Source organism: Mycolicibacterium sarraceniae (assembly GCF_010731875.1).
Taxonomy (GTDB): domain Bacteria; phylum Actinomycetota; class Actinomycetes; order Mycobacteriales; family Mycobacteriaceae; genus Mycobacterium; species Mycobacterium sarraceniae.
In genome coordinates, this window is sequence record NZ_AP022595.1 from 2585861 (window position 1) to 2604013 (window position 18153).

Here is an 18153-nt window from a genome sequence, read left to right on the forward strand (position 1 = left end):
TGCACACGAACCTAGCTCGCAGGCACCACGATCGGTGCGGGCACCCCGGTCGTGCGGCGGCGAAGCAGCCTCACCAAGGGTCCGAGCCGGTCGGTCAACGCCCTGACCTCTGAGCGGGTCGCCCACGGCAGGTCGGGAACCGTTTCCCCGGTCCACTCGCCAAGTGCGTGGCACAGCGCGGGCAGCAACTGGTTAGCGGCCAACGCATATCCTGCCGCCGATGGGTGGTAGCGATCTTCGGAGAACATCACCTCGGGTGCCTGGAGAAAGTTCGGCGACAACAGATCCGCCAGCGGCACCGGAACACCCCCGGCGGCGCGCACCGCGGTGGCCTGGGCGCGGGCCAGACGTAGCCCGCGGGCGCGGGCAGTCCACCGTAGCGGCTGCGGAATATCTTTGATAACACCAAAATCCGGGCACGTGCCGACGACCACCACCGCGCCGGAGGCACGCAAGCGCTGGACCGCTGCACCGAGCCGGCGCGCTGAGGCGCTGAGCCCGTTCAGGGCGGTGATGTCATTGGCACCGATCATGATCACCGCGGCATCCGGCGGTGGACCGGCCACGAACATGGCGTCGACCTGACCGGACAGACCCTTGGACGTCGCGCCCACGATCGCCTTGGTGGACAGCCGGATCAACTTGCCGGACTCCTCGGCCAGCCCCCGCGCGACCAGCACCCCGGGCACCTCGTCGGCGGTGCGGCAGCCATATCCGGTGGCCGTCGAGTCCCCGAACACCATCAGATGAAGGTCGAATGGCACACCCCGTTCCCACCCGCGGACCGGTCCGCCACCAGGTGCGTAGACACCGTCGGCGCGCGGCGGCACATCCCAGGCTTTGGGGATGACGCTGCGGACTTGATCCGCCTGGCCGCTGAGCAAACTGCGCGCACCCAACACGGCGGTGCCGGTAGACGCCAGAACCCCCGCCGCTGCCAGTGCCGCTGTCGACTTTCGCGTAGCGCGTATGCCCACGCCCACCAGTTTAGGTGCTGCTCGGGCGTGAATCCCCCTCCGACGGTGGCCCCGCGATTACGGAGAGGTATCGGATCCGGTAAGAAATCAAATCGTTAGTTGTTGTAGGTAATACGCGTGGCAAGCTAAGTCACCGGGTTTCGCTCGATCGCCCGGGACACGTATCTACATTGGCGTAGGGAGTGTTGACGATGACCGCACCCAGTAAGACCCGGGCTACGGCCCCCGGTCGTGTTCAGACCGGCAGAGGTCCGCGTCGCTACCCGGTTTCGGACGGCGCACCGGTCGAAGTCGTTGAGAGCGGTCCCAGCGTCGCCGCGCGACTGGTCTCGATGGGCACCCGCGCCACCATGTGGCCCACGTTGGCCGTGCTCAGTCACGTCCCGCACTGGCCATGGCCATTCGGCTTGGTCGACTTCGTCGCCCGGGCGCTGTTGCCAACCCCCGGCACCGTGCGGGCCACCGTCGGCTTGCCCAACGCCTCCGCGCAACTGGTCCGCGCCCCCGGAGTGTTGCCGGCCGACGGGCACCGCCGGGTCGTGCTCTACATGCATGGCGGCGCGTTCCTGACGTGCGGGGTGAACTCGCACAGCCGGATCTCGGTCGCGCTGTCGAAGTTCGCCGATTCCCCGGTATTGGTCGTCGATTACCGGCTGATCCCCAAGCACACGATCGGCAACGCCGTCGACGACTGCTATGACGCCTACCAATGGCTGCGGACGCGCGGCTACGAGCCCGATCAGATCGTGCTCGCTGGTGACTCCGCCGGTGGATACCTCGCGCTCACGCTGGCGCAGCGGCTGCAGGCGCTCGGCGAGGAGCCCGCTGCGCTGGTGGCCATCTCGCCGCTGCTGCAGCTCGACCACGAGCAGAAGCTCACGCACCCGAACGCCCACACCGATGCGATGTTCCCGCCCAAGGCTTTTGACGCCCTGGTTGCGTTGGTGGCCAAGGCGGCCGCGAAGAACGTCGTCGACGGCGAACCCGAGGGCGTCTACGAACCGCTCGACCACATCGAGCCGGGACTTCCGCGCACCCTGATCCATGTGTCCGGCTCGGAGGTCCTGCTGCATGACGCACGCCTGGCCGCGCGCCGGCTGGCTGCCTCGGGAGTGCCCACCGAGGTGCGGGTGTGGCCCGGCCAGATCCATGATTTCCAGCTCGCGGCTCCGCTGATTCCGGAAGCCACGCGCTCGTTGCGGCAGATCGGCGAGTACATCCGCGAAGCGACCGGCTAGGCGTCACAGCACGCCGCCTGACAACATGTAGGCATGCGCATCGCGTCCCACATCAGCGAGCTGATCGGGAACACCCCCCTGGTCCAACTGAACTCCGTCGTTCCGGAGGGTTCAGGGTTGGTCGCTGCCAAGATCGAGTACGTCAGCCCTGGCGGTAGTGCCAAAGATCGCATCGCCGCCAAGATGATCGACGCGGCGGAAGCCAGCGGCGAATTGAAGCCCGGCGGCACGATCGTCGAACCCACCTCGGGCAACACCGGCGTCGGGCTGGCCCTCGTCGCGCAGCGACGTGGCTACAAGTGCATCTTCGTCTGTCCGGACAAGGTCAGCGAGGACAAGCAGAACGTGCTGCGCGCGTACGGTGCCGAGGTCGTGGTCTGCCCGACGGCTGTGCCACCCGATCACCCGGACAGCTATTACAGCGTCTCCAACCGGCTGGTCAGCGAGATCGAGGGTGCCTGGAAGCCCGACCAATACTCCAACCCGAACGGGCCGGCCAGCCACTACGAGACGACGGGCCCGGAGATCTGGGCCGATACCGATGGCAAGGTCACCCACTTCGTCGCGGGCGTGGGAACCGGCGGCACGATCACCGGTGCGGGCCGCTATCTCAAGGAAGTATCCGGCGGCAAGGTCACGATCATCGGCGCTGACCCCGAGGGCTCGGTGTACTCGGGCGGAACCGGCCGGCCCTACCTGGTCGAGGGTGTCGGTGAAGACTTCTGGCCGTCCGCCTATGACCCGTCGGTGCCCGACGAGATCATCGCGGTCTCCGATGCCGACTCCTTTGATATGACCCGGCGGCTGGCCCGTGAGGAAGCCCTGCTGGTCGGTGGCTCCTGTGGGATGGCCGTCGTCGCCGCGCTGAAGGTGGCCCAGGACGCCGGGCCGGATTCGCTGGTCGTGGTCCTGTTGCCGGACGGCGGCCGTGGCTACCTGTCGAAGATTTTCAACGACGGGTGGATGTCGTCCTATGGATTCCTGCGCACCCGCCTCGACGGTTCGGCGGTCGAGCCGACGGTCGGCGACGTACTGCGGGGAAAGTCCGGTGCGCTGCCCGACCTGGTCCACACCCACCCTCAGGAAACCGTGCGCGACGCTATTGGCATCCTGCGCGAATACGGCGTCTCCCAGATGCCGGTCGTCGGTGCTGAGCCCCCGGTGATGGCCGGTGAGGTGGCAGGCAGCGTGTCCGAGCGGGAATTGCTGTCCGCGGTGTTCGAAGGCCGGGCCAAGCTCGCCGACGCGGTATCGCTACACATGAGTCAGCCGCTGCCGCTGATCGGGGCGGGGGAGTTGGTCAGTGCCGCGGCGAAGTCCCTGCGGGAATGGGATGCGCTGATGGTCGTCGATGACGGTAAACCCGCCGGCGTCATCACCCGGCACGATCTGCTCGGGTTCCTCTCCGATGGGCCGCGGCGTCGCTGAGATTATTGCCGACGCAAATGTTTGCCGCTGGTTGACGCCGGATACGTCGGGCAGATGAAGATTCCGCTTTCCCGCGATATGCAGGTATGTCTCAGGTACATTAATGCCGTTTCACCTCGGGTGATCATTGGAGAAGTGGAAGGCGAGCCATGACTGAACAACCGCCAGGTCCCCCACTGGGGAACTACCCCCCGCCACCACCTCCGCCACCGGCCGGGGGCTACCCGCCTCCACCGCCCCCGCAAGGTGGTTATACGCCGCCGCCGCCCGGCACCGGCTATGCGCCGCCGCCGGCCGGTCAGTCAGTTCCGCAGCTGCCGCAGAGCGCATACACGTCGTGGTTCACCCGCGTCGTGGCGTGGATCATCGACTACCTTCCGGTCTTTGTGATCAGCGGTATCGGCGTCGGCGTACTGTTTGCCACCCAGGACACGTCGTGTCTGACGGAGTCGACCGAATACGCCGCGGATTCGACCTGTGCAACGGATCCATCGGCGACTGGTCAGGCCGCGATGACGGGGTCCATTGTGCTGGCGTATCTCTACCTGATCTGGAACCTGGGATGGCGCCAGGGCAAGACGGGTTCGAGCATCGGCAAGTCGATCATGAAGTTCAAGGTGGTCAGCGAGAAGACTGGGCAGCCAATCGGTTTCTGGTTGTCCGTGGTGCGTGAGGTGCTCTACAACGTGGCGTTGTACGTGTGCGCCGGCATCCTCTGGCTCGTCGCCGTCCTGTTCCCACTGTGGGACAGCAAGCGGCAGACGCTAGTCGACAAGATTCTGTCAACCATCTGCCTCCCGCGGTAAGACAAGGACCCCGATGACACAGCCTCCGCCGCCGGGTGACTATCCGCCGCCGCCAGGGGCCGGCTTGCTGCCCAAGGATGCCTACACCCCCTGGATCAAGCGGGTCGGCGCCTACATCGTCGACGCCATCCCGATCGCGATCCTGTCCGGTGTTGGTCAAGGCCTGTCGGTGGCCACCGGGGAGAACAACTGCACGTCGAGCAGCGGCGATAACACCTACGGGGTGTACTGCACGTCGCAGCCGTCGGCGCTGGGGCTGATCCTGTCGCTGGTGTTCGGGCTCGCCGCTATCGCGTTCTGGGTATGGAACTACGGCTACCGCCAGGGCACGACCGGGTCGAGCATCGGTAAGTCGGTGCTCAAGTTCAAGGTGATCGGCGAGAAGACGGGCCAGCCCATCGGGTTCGGGCTGTCGATCGTCCGCCAAATCGCCCACTTCGTCGACGCGATCATCTGCTACATCGGCTACCTGTTCCCGTTGTGGGACGCCAAGCGGCAGACTATCGCCGATAAAATCATGACGACGGTGTGCGTGCCGCTCTGACGTCTCGAGCCGTTAGGCTCGAAACCGATGAGTGAGCAGCGCAGCGCCGCCGACCGGCACCGAGCACAGGGGTTCGCGACCAGGGCCATCCACGCCGGATACCGGCCGGATCCGGCGACCGGAGCGGTCAACGCCCCGATCTACGCGAGCAGCACGTTCGCCCAAGACGGGGTGGGCGGTCTGCGCGGCGGGTTCGAATATGCCCGCACCGGCAATCCGACTCGGCAAGCGCTGGAAGCGGTGCTGGCCTCGGTCGAGGCCGGCGCCTTCGGACGGGCGTTCAGCTCCGGCATGGCCGCCACCGACTGCGCCCTGCGCGCGGTGCTGCGGCCCGGCGATCACATCGTCATCCCCGACGATGCCTACGGCGGCACTTTCCGGCTGATCGACAAGGTGTTCACCCAGTGGGGTGTGCAGCACACCCCGGTGGCACTGTCCGACCTCGACGCGGTGCGCGCGGCGATCACCGCCAATACCCGGCTGATCTGGGTGGAGACGCCCACCAACCCGCTGCTGTCGATCGCCGACATCTCCGGAATCGCCGAGATCGCCGCGGCTTCGGGGCTGAAGGTGTTGGTAGACAACACGTTCGCCTCCCCCGCGTTACAGCAGCCGCTGAACCTGGGTGCCGATATCGTGCTGCACTCGACGACGAAATACATCGGCGGGCACTCCGATGTGGTGGGCGGCGCGCTGGTGACCAATGACGAGGAGCTCGACACCAAGTTCGCCTTCCTGCAGAACGGTGCCGGCGCGGTGCCCGGCCCATTCGACGCCTACCTGACGATGCGCGGTCTGAAGACTCTCGAGCTGCGCATGCAGCGACACAGCTCCAATGCCGCGAAGGTTGCCGAGCTGCTGGCCGGCCATGAAGCCGTGAACTCGGTGCTCTATCCCGGCCTGCCCGGCCACCCCGGTCACGAGGTCGCCGCCCGTCAGATGAGCGGCTTCGGGGGCATGGTGTCGGTGCGCATGCGCGGGGGTGCCGAGGTTGCGCGCCGGTTGTGCTCGCGCACAGAGGTTTTCATCCTCGCGGAATCGCTGGGTGGGGTCGAGTCTTTGATCGAGCATCCCGGTGCGATGACGCACGCATCGACCGCCGGATCCCAGCTCGAGGTTCCCGACGACCTGGTCCGCCTCTCGGTGGGCATCGAGGATCCGGCGGACCTATTGGGCGACCTCGAACAAGCCCTAAGCTAGCGCCGCACGCACTGCGGCGGTGGTCACCGCGAGGTTGACGTCAGCTATCTTCTGGTCGTCAACCCATGTGCCGCTTGAGATTACGCTGGCACGATCGATAGCCCACTGCCAGCCGCGGTCGTTGAGACTCAATACCGCGCCGAGTGCCTGCACGCCATGCAGCAGTGAGACGATCGCGGCCGTCGTGGGATCGGGACGATGCCCGTCGAATAACGTGGCCAAGAGTGCCGACCGTGCCGCGTCCACCCGCGCCCGGCTGGCCAGCGGCCATGCGTACGAGTTACGGCGAAATCGGTTCGCCGACAACGCAACCTGGTGAAGCTGCCCGGTCCGTAGCAGTTGGTCGAGCACCCGGTCCTCGGTGTGCTTGCGCAGCTTGCCGATCGCGACGCTCGCGGTGATCGGGGCTTGTTGCAACATCGCAAGGGCCGGGCGCACAACGGGATCCAGCGGCGGTGGTCCCGTCAAGACGATCAGCCGGCCGGCCGGCACCGATTCGTGCGGTAGTGCGGGCCGAATCCGGCACTCGTAGGCCAGGTCCAGTAACACCGCACCGGCCAACAGCCGTTGCAGAAGGGCGGGCTCGACGCCGGGCTGAGCCGCGGCATTGTCGAGTAGCAGCAGAAGGAGATCTTCGGCGATGCGCGCCATGCGCGTCGACGCTTACGAGTGGTAGGGCTCCGCGCTAACCAGCGTGACCTTCACCGTCTTACCGCTGGGCACGTTGTACTCGCGGGTGTCGCCGACCTTGGCATTCAGCAGGGCGCCGCCCAGCGGTGAGTTCGGCGAGTAGACCTCGAGCTTGTCGTGGTCGATACCCTCTTGGCGAGTGGCGATCAGGAAGGTCTCGGTGTCGGACTCGTCACCGTCGTAGTAGACCTTGACCACCGAGCCGGGCAGCGCGACGCCGGACTGCTTGGGCGCCTCGCCCACCTTGGCGGTGTTCAGCAGTTCCTGCAGCTGGCGGATCCGGGCTTCCTGCTGGCCCTGCTCCTCGCGGGCGGCGTGGTAGCCACCGTTTTCACGAAGGTCACCCTCTTCGCGGCGGTCGTTGATCTCAGCAGCGATGATCGGACGGTTCGCGATCAACTGATCCAACTCGGCCTTGAGGCGGTCATACGACTCTTGGGTAAGCCAAGTCACCTGGGTGTCGGTCATTTGGTCGCGCTCCTCATTCGTTGGTTCCCGCGCATATGTTCGCGTTGCAGTCTGTTGTCACTGCTGGGAATGTGCGGATTTCTCCGCGTGCATTCCCTTCGAAGAGCTGCGAGCAAACGCGCTAATGAAGCAATACACGGCTCCCAGCAGGAACCGTGTATGGGACAAGCCTACCACCGCGACGACAATCAGTTTTCATACATTGGCAGTTCGCTGTTCGTTCCGCCGACGCGGTTCAGGCCGCAACCAGGTAGCCCGGCACGTCGGTCCCGCAGCCGTAAACATCACCGACGAACGGGCGCTTGTAGGACTTCACCAACGTCGTGACCTGCACCGTCGCCGCCTGAGATGGCGGGACCAGAATTTCTCGACGGCCGGTCTCATCGCCGTCGTGGGACCGCGCCCGCACGATGCAATGCACCGGCTGCGAGGGGTTCTTTCGGGTCACGCTGATCGTTACCGAGACGGTCTGATTGTCGACCACCTGATAGGTGGCGATCGCGCCCTCGACATCGTTGCCCTCGAAGCGCTGGTAAGCAATCAGGGCCAGCACGACGCCGGCCGCCAGAACCAGCACACCCAGCGCGAACGCCACCCGGCGCCGGGTGGCCGGCGGCATCCCCTGGCGCCCGTATCGGGACTGGGGGAGTTGCGGGGGGCCGTCGGTCATCGGAATGCGATGTGTCTCTCGTGAGCAGGTTTCGATTGGGGGTATCCGTGCCTTGGATGGAACTATTGGACTATAGGGCGTGCTGCAACTGTTGCATCAGCACGTGAGGCAATGACCAGCGGACGAGCAATTACAGGGGAGACGTGACCGAACTGCGGTTGATGGCCGTCCACGCCCATCCGGACGACGAGTCCAGCAAGGGCGCGGCTACGGCTGCGCGGTATGCCGCCGAAGGTCACCGGGTTCAAGTGGTGACGCTGACCGGTGGCGAGCGCGGCGACATCCTCAACCCGGCGATGGACCTGCCGGAAGTGCATGGGCGTATCACTGACATCCGCCGGGACGAGATGGCCAGGGCGGCCGAGATCCTCGGCGTTGAACACCACTGGCTGGGGTTCGTCGACTCCGGGCTACCGGAAGGCGACCCGCTGCCGCCGCTGCCTGACGGCTGCTTCGCGGTGGTGCCGATCGAGCAGCCGGTGGAAGCCCTGGTGAAGGTCATCCGCGAGTTCCGTCCGCACGTCATGACGACCTACGACGAGAACGGCGGTTATCCGCACCCCGATCACATTCGCTGCCACCAGGTTTCGGTGGCCGCCTACGAAGCTGCCGCCGATTGCCGGCTCTACCCCGACGCCGGCGAACCGTGGGCGGTCAGCAAGCTCTACTACAACCACGGCTTCCTGCGGGCCAGGCTGCAGCTGCTGCAAGACGAGTTCGCCAAGCATGGTCAGGAGGGCCCGTTCGCCGACTGGCTGAAGAAGTGGGATCCCGAGATCGACATCTTTGCCGGGCGGGTGACCACTCGGGTGCTGTGCTCGGAGTACTTCAATCAGCGCGACGAGGCGCTCAAGGCGCACGCCACCCAGATCGACCCGGACGGATTCTTCTTCGCGACCCCCATAGAGTGGCAGCAACGGTTGTGGCCGACGGAGGAGTTCGAATTGGCTCGTTCGCGGGTGCCCGCCAAATTGCCTGAGGACGACCTGTTCGCCGGAATCGAGATCTTCGAGTGAATACAGTGATCTCGGTGTTGGCGGATGCGCCGAAGAACACCGGTCCGGATTTCGGCAAGGCCAGCCCCTTGGGTCTGCTGATCGTCGTGATCCTGCTGATCTGCGTCTTTGCCCTCGTGTGGTCGATGAACCGGCATCTGAAGAAGCTCCCCGAAAGCTTCGATGAGACGCTCGGCGGGCCGGACGACGGCGACACCGCCGGCGCGGCGAACGACGATGGTGTGGGTTCCGAGCGCGAGCCCGAGAGGCCCCCGCGTGAGCCCAGCGGGTAACACGCTCGCCGGCGCGACCAGCCCCTATCTTCGTCAACACGCTGACAACCCCGTCCACTGGCAGCAGTGGACCCCTGAAGCGCTTGACGAGGCCGGCACCCGCGATGTGCCGATCCTGCTGTCGGTCGGGTATGCGGCCTGCCACTGGTGTCACGTCATGGCCCACGAGTCCTTCGAGTCCGAGGACGTCGCAGTGGTGGCGAACGCAAATTTCGTGTGCATCAAGGTCGACCGTGAGGAGCGGCCGGACCTCGACGCGGTGTACATGAACGCGACGGTGGCGATGACCGGCCAGGGCGGTTGGCCTATGACCTGCTTCCTGACCCCCGACGGTCGGCCGTTCTTCTGCGGCACCTACTACCCGAAGCCGCAGTTCCTGCAACTGCTGGACGCGGTGGCCGAGACATGGCGGGATCGCCGCGGCGAGGTCGAGGAAGCCTCCGATCAGGTAGCCGGCGAGCTGCGGCAGATCACCGCCGGGCTGCCCGACGGCGGGCCGGAGATCAACGCCGAGCTGTGCGACCACGCCGTCGCGGCGATCCTGCGCGATGAGGACGTCGAGCGGGGCGGTTTCGGTCAGGCCCCCAAGTTCCCGCCGTCGGCATTGCTCGAAGCGCTGCTGCGTGCGTTCGAGCGCACTGGCTCTCCACTGCCGCTGGCGGCGATGATCCGCACCGGGACAGCGATGGCCCGCGGCGGTATCTACGACCAGCTGGCCGGCGGCTTTGCGCGCTACAGCGTCGACGCGGACTGGGTGGTGCCGCACTTCGAGAAGATGCTCTACGACAACGCCTTGCTGCTGCGGGCCTACGCGCACTGGGCCCGCCGCACGAACGATCCGTTGGCCCGGCGGATCGCGGCGCAGACCGCGGGGTTCTTGCTCAACGACCTCGCCGACGGCGATATGTTCACCTCCGCGCTGGACGCTGATGCGGCCGGTGTCGAGGGCTCCACCTATGTGTGGACGCCCGAGCAGCTGAACGAAGTGCTCGGCGAGGACGATGGACTCTGGGCTGCAATGCTTTTCGAGGTGACCGACCGCGGCACTTTCGAGCACGGGACGTCGGTGCTGCAGTTGCCGACGGACCCCGACAACGCCGAGCGTTTCGAGCGGGTACGACTGGCCCTGCTGGCCTCCCGGCTGACCCGTGCGCAGCCCGCGCGTGACGACAAGATCGTCACCGCCTGGAACGGGCTTGCGATCACCGCCCTAGCCGAAGCCAGTGTGGCCCTTGATTTTCCGCCGCTGTTGAACGCGGCCGTTCGTTGTGCCGCGGCCCTGCTCGACCTTCATATCGCCGATGGCCGGCTGCGGCGGGCCAGCCTCGGCGGTGTGGTCGGCGACAGCGCGGGCATCCTCGACGACCACGCCACCTTGGCCACCGGGCTGCTGACGCTGCACCAGCTCACCGGCGAGGAGAAGTGGCTGAGGAGCGCCACCGATCTGCTCGACGTGGTGCTGACGCATTTCGCCGACCCCGAACGTCCGGGTCGTTGGTTCGACACTGCCGATGACGCTGAGCAGCTGATGGTCCGGCCTGCCGACCCCCTGGATGGGGCGACGCCCTCGGGAGCGTCCTCGATCGCCGAGGCGCTGCTGACCGCCGCGCATATGGTCGACGCGGACCGGGTGGCCCGCTACGAGCAGGCTGCCGAGGACACTCTGCTGGCGCACTCGCCGCTGCTGGCCCGCGCGCCGCGGTCGTCCGGCCACTGGCTGGCGGTCGCCGAGGCCGCGGTCCGCGGGCCCCTTCAGGTGGCTGTCGCCACCGACGGTACCGATTCCGAATTACTCGCTGCGGCAAGGCAGTTGGCACCGGGCGGCACCATCGTGGTCGGTGGCGCAGTCGACTCCTCGCCATTGCTGGAAGGCCGCGACCGAGTCCGCGGAAACGACGCCGCCTACGTCTGCCGGGGCCGAATGTGCGACCTGCCCGTGACCGGTGCCGGGGAACTTGCCGACGCGCTCGGCGTGCCCGTGTAGCGTTCCGCCCATGAGCGATGCCCTCGATCTCGAAGCCCTGGTCAACCGCTACCTGAGCACCGTCGCCGCCGGTAACGCGGCCAACGTGGCGGCGCTCTACGCCCAAGACGCCACCCTGGAGGACCCAGTAGGCGGCGGCGACGTCCACATCGGCCGGCAGGCGATCGAGGGCTTCTACAAGGCGATCGAGGGCGCCGAGGTGAGCGCCGAACTGCTGACGTTCCGGTCCGGTGGCCAAGAGGCGGCGTTCCTGTTCGCGCTCACCGTCGCCGGCGCCATGCGGATCGAGGTCATCGAGGTGATGACGTTCAACCACGACGGTGAGGTCACCTCGATGAAGGCCTACTGGGGCCCGGAGAACGTCACCCAGCTCTAGAAGACCGCGAACCACATCGCGATGTAGTGGCAGATTGCCGCCACTGCGGTGCAGGCATGGAAGAATTCGTGGTGGCCGAACGTGGTCGGCCACGGGTTGGGCCACTTCAGTCCGTACAGGACCCCGCCGACGCTGTACAACGCGCCGCCGACGATCAACAGCACCATGGCGGCGACTCCGGCACCGTTCATGATCGGGACGATGAACCACACCGCGACCCAGCCCAGTAGCAGATAGAGCGGAACGCCCACCCACCGCGGCGCCGACGGCCAGAAGCACTTCAGGAGCACACCGGCCAGCGCGCCGCTCCACACGATGGTCAGCAGAACGGCACCGCTCTTCTCGGGCAGCGCCAACATCGCGAACGGCGTGTAGCTGCCGGCGATGAAGATGAAGATCATCGAGTGGTCGAGCCGCTTCATCCACTTGCGGGCGTCCGGCGACGTCCAGTTCACCCGGTGGTAGGTGCCGCTGACGGTGAACATCGCCACGATCGTCAGCGTGTAGATCAGCGTGGAGACGCCGGCCCTCGTCGATTCCACCGACCACGACACCGACACCAGCGCGGCACCGGCGATCGCCGCGATGACAGCGGCATAGACGTGAATCCAGCCGCGCAGCCGCGGTTTTCCGAAGAACTCGACAGCGGCGTCGACGACGGCCTCGGGGAAATCCTCCGCGTCGGACGACTTGGATTGGCGGGGATCGGTGGTGTCGACTCCTGCGGTCATCTCACCTCCATTGCGCCAGGGGCTACCTGATCGTCACAGTAGTCTGATTCGTCGTGGAGATCATTCCGCCTCGCCTCAAGGATCCGGCCTACCGGCTCTACGAGATGCGGCTGCGCCAGGAGCTGGCGCGCTCCAAGTCCCAGCTACCCCGCCACATAGCCGTGCTGTGCGACGGCAACCGACGCTGGGCTCGTGATGCTGGTCACGATGATGTTGCCTACGGGTACCTGATGGGTGCGGCCAAGATCGCCGAAATGCTGCGCTGGTGTGCAGAATCCGGCATCGAGATGGCCACCGTCTACCTGTTGTCCACTGAAAATTTGCAGCGTGATCCGGACGAATTGTCATCGCTGATCGAGATCATCACCGACGTCGTCGAACAGATCTGCGCACCCGCCAACCGCTGGAGCGTGCGGACCGTCGGCGATCTCGAACTGCTCGGTGAGGAACCGGCCAAGCGGCTGCGCGACGCCGTCGACAGCACCGCCTCGCTGGCCGCGGCGGCGTCGTTTCACGTCAACGTCGCCGTCGGCTACGGCGGGCGGCAAGAGATCGTCGACGCGGTGCGGGCGCTACTGAGTAAGCAGCTCGCTAACGGTGCCAGCGCGGAGAAGCTGATCGAGGCCGTCACGATCGACGGGATCTCGGAGAACCTCTACACCTCGGGTCAGCCCGACCCCGATCTGGTGATCCGGACCTCGGGGGAGCAGCGCCTGTCCGGGTTCCTGTTGTGGCAGAGCGCCTACTCGGAGATGTGGTTCACCGAGGCGCATTGGCCGGCGTTCCGTAAGGTCGATTTCCTGCGCGCGCTGCGCGCCTACAGCCGCAGACACCGCCGATTCGGCATGTGAATGGCTGCGCTGTCGGCGGTGGTCTTCATGGAACGCCGATGACATGTCGACACCCCGGCCGCCTGCGTCGGTGCCCGCCTCGCATAGGATACGGCGCAGTCCACGCCGCTTAGTGCTTCCGCGTGTGCGGGCACCACTGAATGTCAGCATAGATATTTCCGGGGAAGGGGTGCGCGATGCAGGTCATCACGTTCGCAGCCGCACGCGAGGCAGGCTTGGAAGAGACGGGCGGGGTCATCGCGGAAGGCTTCCCGATGACCAGTTGCTATGTCCATCGGTTCCCCGCCCAGATCACCGTGTCCGTGATCCTCGCCGTGTACACGAGTGGCGGGAGCGAATACGAGCCGCGACGGTTCGTCGTCGCGAAATCGCCGGACGGGCAGCGGGTCGGATCACTGGAGTCGGTGTGGCACTGGCCCGATAAGCCGGGAAGTCCGTTCAAATTCCGGGTCTTCGCCCACCGGCTCCCCCTCGAAGTGCCCATGTCGGGCGTCTACTCGATCGGGTTGTACGAGGATGTCGACGCCGAACCGGAAGCGGCCTTTCCGCTGCCGATCCTGAAGCTCAACCCGCTCACCGGTGTCCCCACGAGCTAGAGCTTCCGCAGCCGCAACCGATTGATCGAGTGGTCGGCGTCCTTGCGTAACACCAGCGTTGCCCGCGGACGGGTCGGCAGGATGTTCTCGATCAGGTTCGGCCGGTTGATGGAACTCCAGATATCGCGGGCGGCCGCGACGGCCTGGTTGTCGGTCAATCCCGCGTAGTGGTGGAAGTGCGACGCGGGATTGGCGAAGGCGCCGGCCCGCATGGCCAGGAAGCGGTTGACGTACCACTGCTCGATGTCCTCGATGCGGGCATCGACGTACACCGAGAAGTCGAACAGGTCCGACACCATCAGGGTCGGCCCTGTCTGCAAAACGTTGAGCCCCTCCAGGATCAGGATGTCCGGGTGGGTGACGATATGTTTCTCGCCGGGCACGATGTCGTAGATCAGGTGTGAGTACACCGGGGCGCACACCTGGTCGGCGCCGGATCTCACCGTCGTCACAAACCGCATCAATGCGCGACGGTTGTAGCTCTCCGGAAAACCCTTGCGGTGCATCAAGTTTCGACGAGACAACTCGGCGTTGGGGTAGAGGAAGCCGTCGGTCGTGACGAGGTCGACGCGGGGGTGGTGCTCCCAGCGGGCCAGCAGCGCCTGCAGCACGCGCGCGGTGGTGGACTTACCGACGGCCACACTGCCCGCGACGCCGATGATGAATGGCACCGGACGGTCCGGACTCTGCTGCGGTTCGCCGAGGAATTCCGAGGTCGCCGCGAACAGCCGCTGTCGGGCGGCCACCTGCAGGTGGATCAACCGGGCCAGCGGCAGGTAGACCTCTTCGACCTCGAGCAGGTCGACCTGCTCACCCAGACCGCGCAGCCCAACCAGTTCGTCCTCCGTCAGCTTCAACGGGGTCGACATGCGCAGTGAACGCCATTGACTCCGGTCGAACTCGACGTAAGGGCTGGGTTCACTCAGCCGCGCCATCGTGCCAGTCTTGCAGTTAGCTTGGTTGACATGCATCCCGGCACCCTCATCTGCGACTACCTGACCCTCGGTTTGCGCTTCGACCGCATCGAAGAGGGCTACGTCGACTCCTTTACCGGCGACCCCGAATTGCGCCGCGCGGTCGCCGATGAACCCGCTCCCGAGCCGGCCGAGCTGGCTCGCGAGGCCGACCGGCTGCTGGCCGAGCTGCCGCAGGTGCCGCGCGAGGCCGGCTTCACCGACCAGCGTGCGGACTTCATCGGCGCGCACCTGCGGGCGCTGGCGTTTTCGGCGCGCAAGTTCGCCGGTGAGCAGGTCGGTTTCGTCGACGAGGTGCGCAACTATTTCGACGTCGAGATCAGCCGCGGCGACCCCGAGCGCTATCGCGCCGCGCACGCCCGCATCGACGAGGTGCTTGGCGGCAGCGGCCCGCTGGTCGAGCGGATGGAGGCCCACCGGCGCGCCGACGAGATCCCACCCGACCGTCTGGAGGAATGCATGCACGCGTTCTCCAGCGCGCTGCGCGATACCGTCCGCGCGACGTACCCGCTGCCGGACGCCGAGACCATCGTCTATGAGGTGGTCACCGACAAACCGTGGTCGGGGTTCAACTACTACGAGGGCAACTACCGCTCGACGGTGGCGGTCAATGCCGATCTCAAGCAGCAGATGGCCAACCTGCCGCGGCTGGTGGCCCACGAGTCCTATCCGGGTCACCACACCGAACACTGCCGCAAGGAGGCCGGGCTGGTGGCCGGCCTGGATCAGCAGGAGCAGACGATCTTCCTGGTGAATACCCCCCAGTGCCTGATGGCCGAGGGGCTGGCGGATCTGGCGCTGCACGCCGTGGTGGGGGCAGGCTGGGGGAGCTGGGCTTCGGAGATCTATGCCGATCTGGGGCTGCGGTTCGACGGCGAGCGCGCCGAAGCCTTGTCCGAGGCCACGGCGGCGCTGGCCGATGTGCGCCAGGACGCGGCGCTGATGCTGCATGACGAACACCGCGACGTCGATGACGTCGTCGCCTTCCTGCAGCGCTGGCTGCTGGTCGACGATACCCGGGCCCGGCAGATGCTGCGATTCCTGTCCTCGCCGCTGTGGCGGGCCTACACGAGCACCTACGTCGAGGGCTACCGGCTGCTGCGGACCTGGCTCGACGACCGGCCCGCCGGGGTGGGGCTGACCGAGCGGTTCGGACGACTGCTCGACGAGCCGCTGATCCCCTCGGCGTTGCGCGCCGTTTGATCAAGGCGTCAAGACCGGCCCTAGCGCTGCGGTAGCATCGCAAGCGCCGCGGGCGGGGATCTGCGAGTTGACAAAAGTTGGGAAGAAAATCATGCAGGTTGTCGCGTTCGCACCAGCACGAAAGTCGGAGCTTGAAGACGCGGGTGGGGTACTTGCTGAGGGCTTCCCCATGACCAGCGCCTACGTCGAGGTTCTCCCCGCGCAGATCGTCGTTCCGTTTGTACTCGCCGTGCACACCAAGGCTGGTATCGATTTCGAGCCGCGCCGCTATATCGTCGCCAAGTCACCGGAAGGTGAGCGGGTGGGGTTATTGGAGTTTGCTTGGCAGTGGCCGGACACACCCGGGGTGCCGGTCAAGTTCCGGGTCTTCGTGCATGAGGTGCCGATGTGGGTCACAACTGCAGGCGTCTACGAGATCGGGTTGGCCGATAGCCCTGAGGGTGAACTCGAATCCGTCTTCCCCTTCCCCATTTTTGAGAACAAACCCGCGCTGAACAACTAGTCATCACTCACCCGGCATGACGGTTGGGACAGTGGCCTCGAGGGCGGTTGAGGTTCGCGATCGCCCAGCGCTCCGAGCGACTCGGGGTTCCGGATAGGCTGGGCGTATGACCGCAGACTCGACGATTTCGACGCACGCGCCCGCCCCGGGCGCGGACTACGCAGCCACCGCCAGCGAGGCCTATCGCGCCGCGCTTGAGGTCATCGAATCAGTCGAGCCGCGGATCGCTGCGGCTACCCGTAAAGAGCTTGCCGATCAACGGGATTCGCTCAAACTGATCGCCAGCGAGAACTACGCCTCGCCGGCGGTGCTGCTGACCATGGGCACCTGGTTCTCCGATAAGTACGCCGAGGGCACCGTCGGGCACCGCTTCTATGCCGCATGCCAGAACGTCGACACCGTTGAGGCGCTGGCCGCCGAGCACGCTCGTGAGCTGTTCGGCGCGCCGTACGCCTACGCCCAGCCGCACTCCGGCATCGACGCCAACCTGGTCGCATTCTGGGCCATCCTGAACACCCGGATCGAAGCTCCTGCGCTCAAAGACCTCGGCGTCAAGCACGTCAACGATCTCTCCGAAGCCGAGTGGGAGCGCCTGCGCGCCCGGCTGGGCAGCCAGCGACTACTGGGCATGTCACTGGACACCGGCGGGCACCTTACCCACGGCTTCCGGCCCAATATCTCCGGCAAGATGTTCCACCAGCGCAGCTACGGCACCCACCCCGAAACCGGGCTGATCGACTATGACGCCGTCCGCGCCGCCGCCCGCGAGTTCAAGCCGCTGATCCTGGTGGCCGGCTATTCGGCCTACCCGCGGCGGATCAACTTCGCGACCATGCGCGAGATTGCCGACGAGGTGGGCGCCACCCTCATGGTCGACATGGCGCACTTCGCCGGCCTGGTCGCAGGCAAGGTCTTCATCGGCGACGAGGACCCGGTGCCGCACGCCCACGTCACCACCACGACCACGCACAAGTCCCTGCGCGGTCCGCGTGGCGGGCTGGTGCTGGCCACCGAGGAGTACGCACCTGCAGTCGACAAGGGCTGCCCGATGGTGCTCGGGGGCCCGCTGTCCCACGTCATGGCCGCCAAGGCCGTCGCGTTGGCCGAGGCGCGCCAGCCGTCGTTCCAGGCCTATGCCCAGCGGATCGCCGATAACGCCCAGGCATTCGCCGAGGGTCTGCTCAAGCGCGACGCCCGGCTGGTCACCGGCGGCACCGATAACCACCTGGTGCTGCTCGACGTGCAGAGCTTCGGGCTGACCGGCCGGCAGGCCGAGTCCGCCTTGCTCGACGCCGGCGTCGTCACCAACCGCAATTCGATTCCGAACGACCCCAACGGGGCCTGGTACTCCAGTGGCATCCGGTTCGGAACTCCGGCGCTGACCACGCGCGGGTTCGGACCGGCCGAGTTCGATCGGGTCGCCGAGCTGGTGGTCGACGTGCTGTCCAACACCGAGGCCGACGGCTCATCGAAAGCCAAGTACACCCTGGCCGACGGCGTCGCGGACCGCGTGCGTGCGGCGTCGGCCGAGCTCCTGGACGCCAACCCGCTGTACCCAGGTCTCACCCTCTAGGCTGCGAAACGCCGGACGGCGGAATTTTCAAACATACGTGTCTTTGAGTTACGG

20 protein-coding genes are annotated in these 18153 nt (G+C 66.2%); 14 read left to right on the plus strand and 6 right to left on the minus strand.

Annotation, left to right across the window (positions count from 1 at the left end; all coding sequences use genetic code 11):
• Window positions 1-11: 11 nt before the first annotated feature.
• Entirely contained in the window at window positions 12-977 is a 966-nt protein-coding gene (locus G6N13_RS12980; RefSeq protein WP_163697559.1) for an SGNH/GDSL hydrolase family protein, read from the minus strand.
• A 191-nt stretch (window positions 978-1168) separates the two neighbouring features.
• On the opposite strand from G6N13_RS12980, the gene G6N13_RS12985 reads away from it, so the two are divergent.
• The 5 genes from G6N13_RS12985 (at window position 1169) to G6N13_RS13005 (ending at window position 6193) form a co-directional block, all read left to right on the plus strand.
• A complete protein-coding gene (locus G6N13_RS12985; RefSeq protein WP_163697560.1) occupies window positions 1169-2215 on the plus strand; it encodes an alpha/beta hydrolase in 1047 nt (348 codons plus the stop codon).
• Between the two features lie 33 nt (window positions 2216-2248).
• The gene (locus tag G6N13_RS12990) at window positions 2249-3643 is read left to right on the plus strand and encodes a cystathionine beta-synthase (protein WP_163697561.1); all 1395 of its coding nucleotides are present in this window, start codon (window positions 2249-2251) and stop codon (window positions 3641-3643) included.
• 149 nt (window positions 3644-3792) lie between these two features.
• A complete protein-coding gene (locus G6N13_RS12995) occupies window positions 3793-4449 on the plus strand; it encodes an Rv1078 family RDD domain-containing protein (protein ID WP_163697562.1) in 657 nt (218 codons plus the stop codon).
• A 13-nt stretch (window positions 4450-4462) separates the two neighbouring features.
• Window positions 4463-4993: an Rv1078 family RDD domain-containing protein gene (locus tag G6N13_RS13000; protein WP_163697563.1), complete on the plus strand. Its 531-nt coding sequence runs from the start codon at window positions 4463-4465 to the stop codon at window positions 4991-4993.
• A gap of 27 nt (window positions 4994-5020) precedes the next feature.
• Window positions 5021-6193 (plus strand): cystathionine gamma-synthase, encoded by a 1173-nt coding sequence (locus G6N13_RS13005; protein WP_163697564.1) that lies wholly within the window; start codon window positions 5021-5023, stop codon window positions 6191-6193.
• Here G6N13_RS13005 and G6N13_RS13010 read toward each other — a convergent pair.
• From G6N13_RS13010 to G6N13_RS13020, 3 genes are all read right to left on the minus strand, one after another.
• Window positions 6185-6844, minus strand: coding sequence for a GOLPH3/VPS74 family protein (locus G6N13_RS13010; protein ID WP_163697565.1), 660 nt, complete (start codon window positions 6842-6844; stop codon window positions 6185-6187). The genes G6N13_RS13005 and G6N13_RS13010 overlap by 9 nt on opposite strands.
• A 12-nt stretch (window positions 6845-6856) precedes the next feature.
• Window positions 6857-7351, minus strand: a complete 495-nt coding sequence (gene greA, locus G6N13_RS13015; protein ID WP_163697566.1) for a transcription elongation factor GreA — start codon at window positions 7349-7351, stop codon at window positions 6857-6859.
• Between the two features lie 235 nt (window positions 7352-7586).
• Window positions 7587-8021: a DUF4307 domain-containing protein gene (locus tag G6N13_RS13020; RefSeq protein ID WP_163697567.1), complete on the minus strand. Its 435-nt coding sequence runs from the start codon at window positions 8019-8021 to the stop codon at window positions 7587-7589.
• 143 nt (window positions 8022-8164) lie between these two features.
• On the opposite strand from G6N13_RS13020, the gene mca reads away from it, so the two are divergent.
• The 4 genes from mca to G6N13_RS13040 are packed head-to-tail and all read left to right on the plus strand — an operon-like array spanning window position 8165 to window position 11669.
• Window positions 8165-9037 carry a mycothiol conjugate amidase Mca gene (gene mca, locus G6N13_RS13025; protein WP_163697569.1) on the plus strand — a complete coding sequence of 291 codons (873 nt, stop codon included), beginning with the start codon at window positions 8165-8167 and terminating at the stop codon, window positions 9035-9037.
• On the plus strand, window positions 9034-9309 hold the full coding sequence (locus tag G6N13_RS13030; RefSeq protein WP_163697572.1) for a hypothetical protein: 276 nt from the start codon (window positions 9034-9036) through the stop codon (window positions 9307-9309). The genes mca and G6N13_RS13030 overlap by 4 nt, the downstream gene beginning before the upstream one ends.
• Window positions 9254-11293 carry a thioredoxin domain-containing protein gene (locus tag G6N13_RS13035; RefSeq protein WP_163697574.1) on the plus strand — a complete coding sequence of 680 codons (2040 nt, stop codon included), beginning with the start codon at window positions 9254-9256 and terminating at the stop codon, window positions 11291-11293. Before G6N13_RS13030 ends, G6N13_RS13035 begins: the two co-directional genes overlap by 56 nt.
• Window positions 11294-11303: 10 nt before the next feature.
• Window positions 11304-11669 (plus strand): nuclear transport factor 2 family protein, encoded by a 366-nt coding sequence (locus G6N13_RS13040; RefSeq protein WP_163697576.1) that lies wholly within the window; start codon window positions 11304-11306, stop codon window positions 11667-11669.
• Here the strand turns inward: G6N13_RS13040 and trhA are convergent.
• Entirely contained in the window at window positions 11666-12400 is a 735-nt protein-coding gene (trhA, locus tag G6N13_RS13045) for a PAQR family membrane homeostasis protein TrhA (protein WP_163697577.1), read from the minus strand. The two genes, G6N13_RS13040 and trhA, sit on opposite strands and share 4 nt — an antisense overlap.
• A 53-nt stretch (window positions 12401-12453) precedes the next feature.
• Between trhA and G6N13_RS13050 the strand changes: the two genes are divergently transcribed.
• Both G6N13_RS13050 and G6N13_RS13055 read left to right on the plus strand, forming a co-directional pair.
• Entirely contained in the window at window positions 12454-13251 is a 798-nt protein-coding gene (locus G6N13_RS13050) for a (2Z,6E)-farnesyl diphosphate synthase (RefSeq protein WP_163697579.1), read from the plus strand.
• Window positions 13252-13427: 176 nt separating this feature from the next.
• Window positions 13428-13847 carry a hypothetical protein gene (locus G6N13_RS13055; protein WP_163697581.1) on the plus strand — a complete coding sequence of 140 codons (420 nt, stop codon included), beginning with the start codon at window positions 13428-13430 and terminating at the stop codon, window positions 13845-13847.
• On the opposite strand, the gene coaA is transcribed toward G6N13_RS13055, so the two are convergent.
• On the minus strand, window positions 13844-14782 hold the full coding sequence (gene coaA, locus G6N13_RS13060) for a type I pantothenate kinase (RefSeq protein ID WP_163697583.1): 939 nt from the start codon (window positions 14780-14782) through the stop codon (window positions 13844-13846). The two genes, G6N13_RS13055 and coaA, sit on opposite strands and share 4 nt — an antisense overlap.
• Window positions 14783-14812: 30 nt before the next feature.
• On the opposite strand from coaA, the gene G6N13_RS13065 reads away from it, so the two are divergent.
• From G6N13_RS13065 to G6N13_RS13075, 3 genes are all read left to right on the plus strand, one after another.
• Complete coding sequence (locus tag G6N13_RS13065) at window positions 14813-16024, plus strand: DUF885 domain-containing protein (RefSeq protein ID WP_163697585.1); 1212 nt, start codon at window positions 14813-14815, stop codon at window positions 16022-16024.
• A gap of 91 nt (window positions 16025-16115) precedes the next feature.
• Complete coding sequence (locus tag G6N13_RS13070) at window positions 16116-16526, plus strand: hypothetical protein (RefSeq protein WP_163697587.1); 411 nt, start codon at window positions 16116-16118, stop codon at window positions 16524-16526.
• Window positions 16527-16632: 106 nt separating this feature from the next.
• A complete protein-coding gene (locus tag G6N13_RS13075) occupies window positions 16633-18099 on the plus strand; it encodes a glycine hydroxymethyltransferase (protein ID WP_163697590.1) in 1467 nt (488 codons plus the stop codon).
• Window positions 18100-18153 lie beyond the last annotated feature (54 nt).

Coding starts and splice junctions, on each gene's coding strand:
- G6N13_RS12990 (WP_163697561.1), top strand. CDS start 2,249: ATGCGCATCGCGTCCCACATCAGCGAGCTGATCGGGAACACCCCCCTG.
- greA (WP_163697566.1), bottom strand. CDS start 7,351: ATGACCGACACCCAGGTGACTTGGCTTACCCAAGAGTCGTATGACCGC.
- coaA (WP_163697583.1), bottom strand. CDS start 14,782: ATGGCGCGGCTGAGTGAACCCAGCCCTTACGTCGAGTTCGACCGGAGT.
- G6N13_RS13065 (WP_163697585.1), top strand. CDS start 14,813: ATGCATCCCGGCACCCTCATCTGCGACTACCTGACCCTCGGTTTGCGC.
- G6N13_RS13035 (WP_163697574.1), top strand. CDS start 9,254: ATGGTGTGGGTTCCGAGCGCGAGCCCGAGAGGCCCCCGCGTGAGCCCA.
- G6N13_RS13000 (WP_163697563.1), top strand. CDS start 4,463: ATGACACAGCCTCCGCCGCCGGGTGACTATCCGCCGCCGCCAGGGGCC.
- G6N13_RS13055 (WP_163697581.1), top strand. CDS start 13,428: ATGCAGGTCATCACGTTCGCAGCCGCACGCGAGGCAGGCTTGGAAGAG.
- G6N13_RS13010 (WP_163697565.1), bottom strand. CDS start 6,844: ATGGCGCGCATCGCCGAAGATCTCCTTCTGCTGCTACTCGACAATGCC.
- G6N13_RS13020 (WP_163697567.1), bottom strand. CDS start 8,021: ATGACCGACGGCCCCCCGCAACTCCCCCAGTCCCGATACGGGCGCCAG.
- G6N13_RS13070 (WP_163697587.1), top strand. CDS start 16,116: ATGCAGGTTGTCGCGTTCGCACCAGCACGAAAGTCGGAGCTTGAAGAC.
- G6N13_RS13040 (WP_163697576.1), top strand. CDS start 11,304: ATGAGCGATGCCCTCGATCTCGAAGCCCTGGTCAACCGCTACCTGAGC.
- G6N13_RS12985 (WP_163697560.1), top strand. CDS start 1,169: ATGACCGCACCCAGTAAGACCCGGGCTACGGCCCCCGGTCGTGTTCAG.
- G6N13_RS12995 (WP_163697562.1), top strand. CDS start 3,793: ATGACTGAACAACCGCCAGGTCCCCCACTGGGGAACTACCCCCCGCCA.
- trhA (WP_163697577.1), bottom strand. CDS start 12,400: ATGACCGCAGGAGTCGACACCACCGATCCCCGCCAATCCAAGTCGTCC.
- G6N13_RS13005 (WP_163697564.1), top strand. CDS start 5,021: ATGAGTGAGCAGCGCAGCGCCGCCGACCGGCACCGAGCACAGGGGTTC.
- G6N13_RS13075 (WP_163697590.1), top strand. CDS start 16,633: ATGACCGCAGACTCGACGATTTCGACGCACGCGCCCGCCCCGGGCGCG.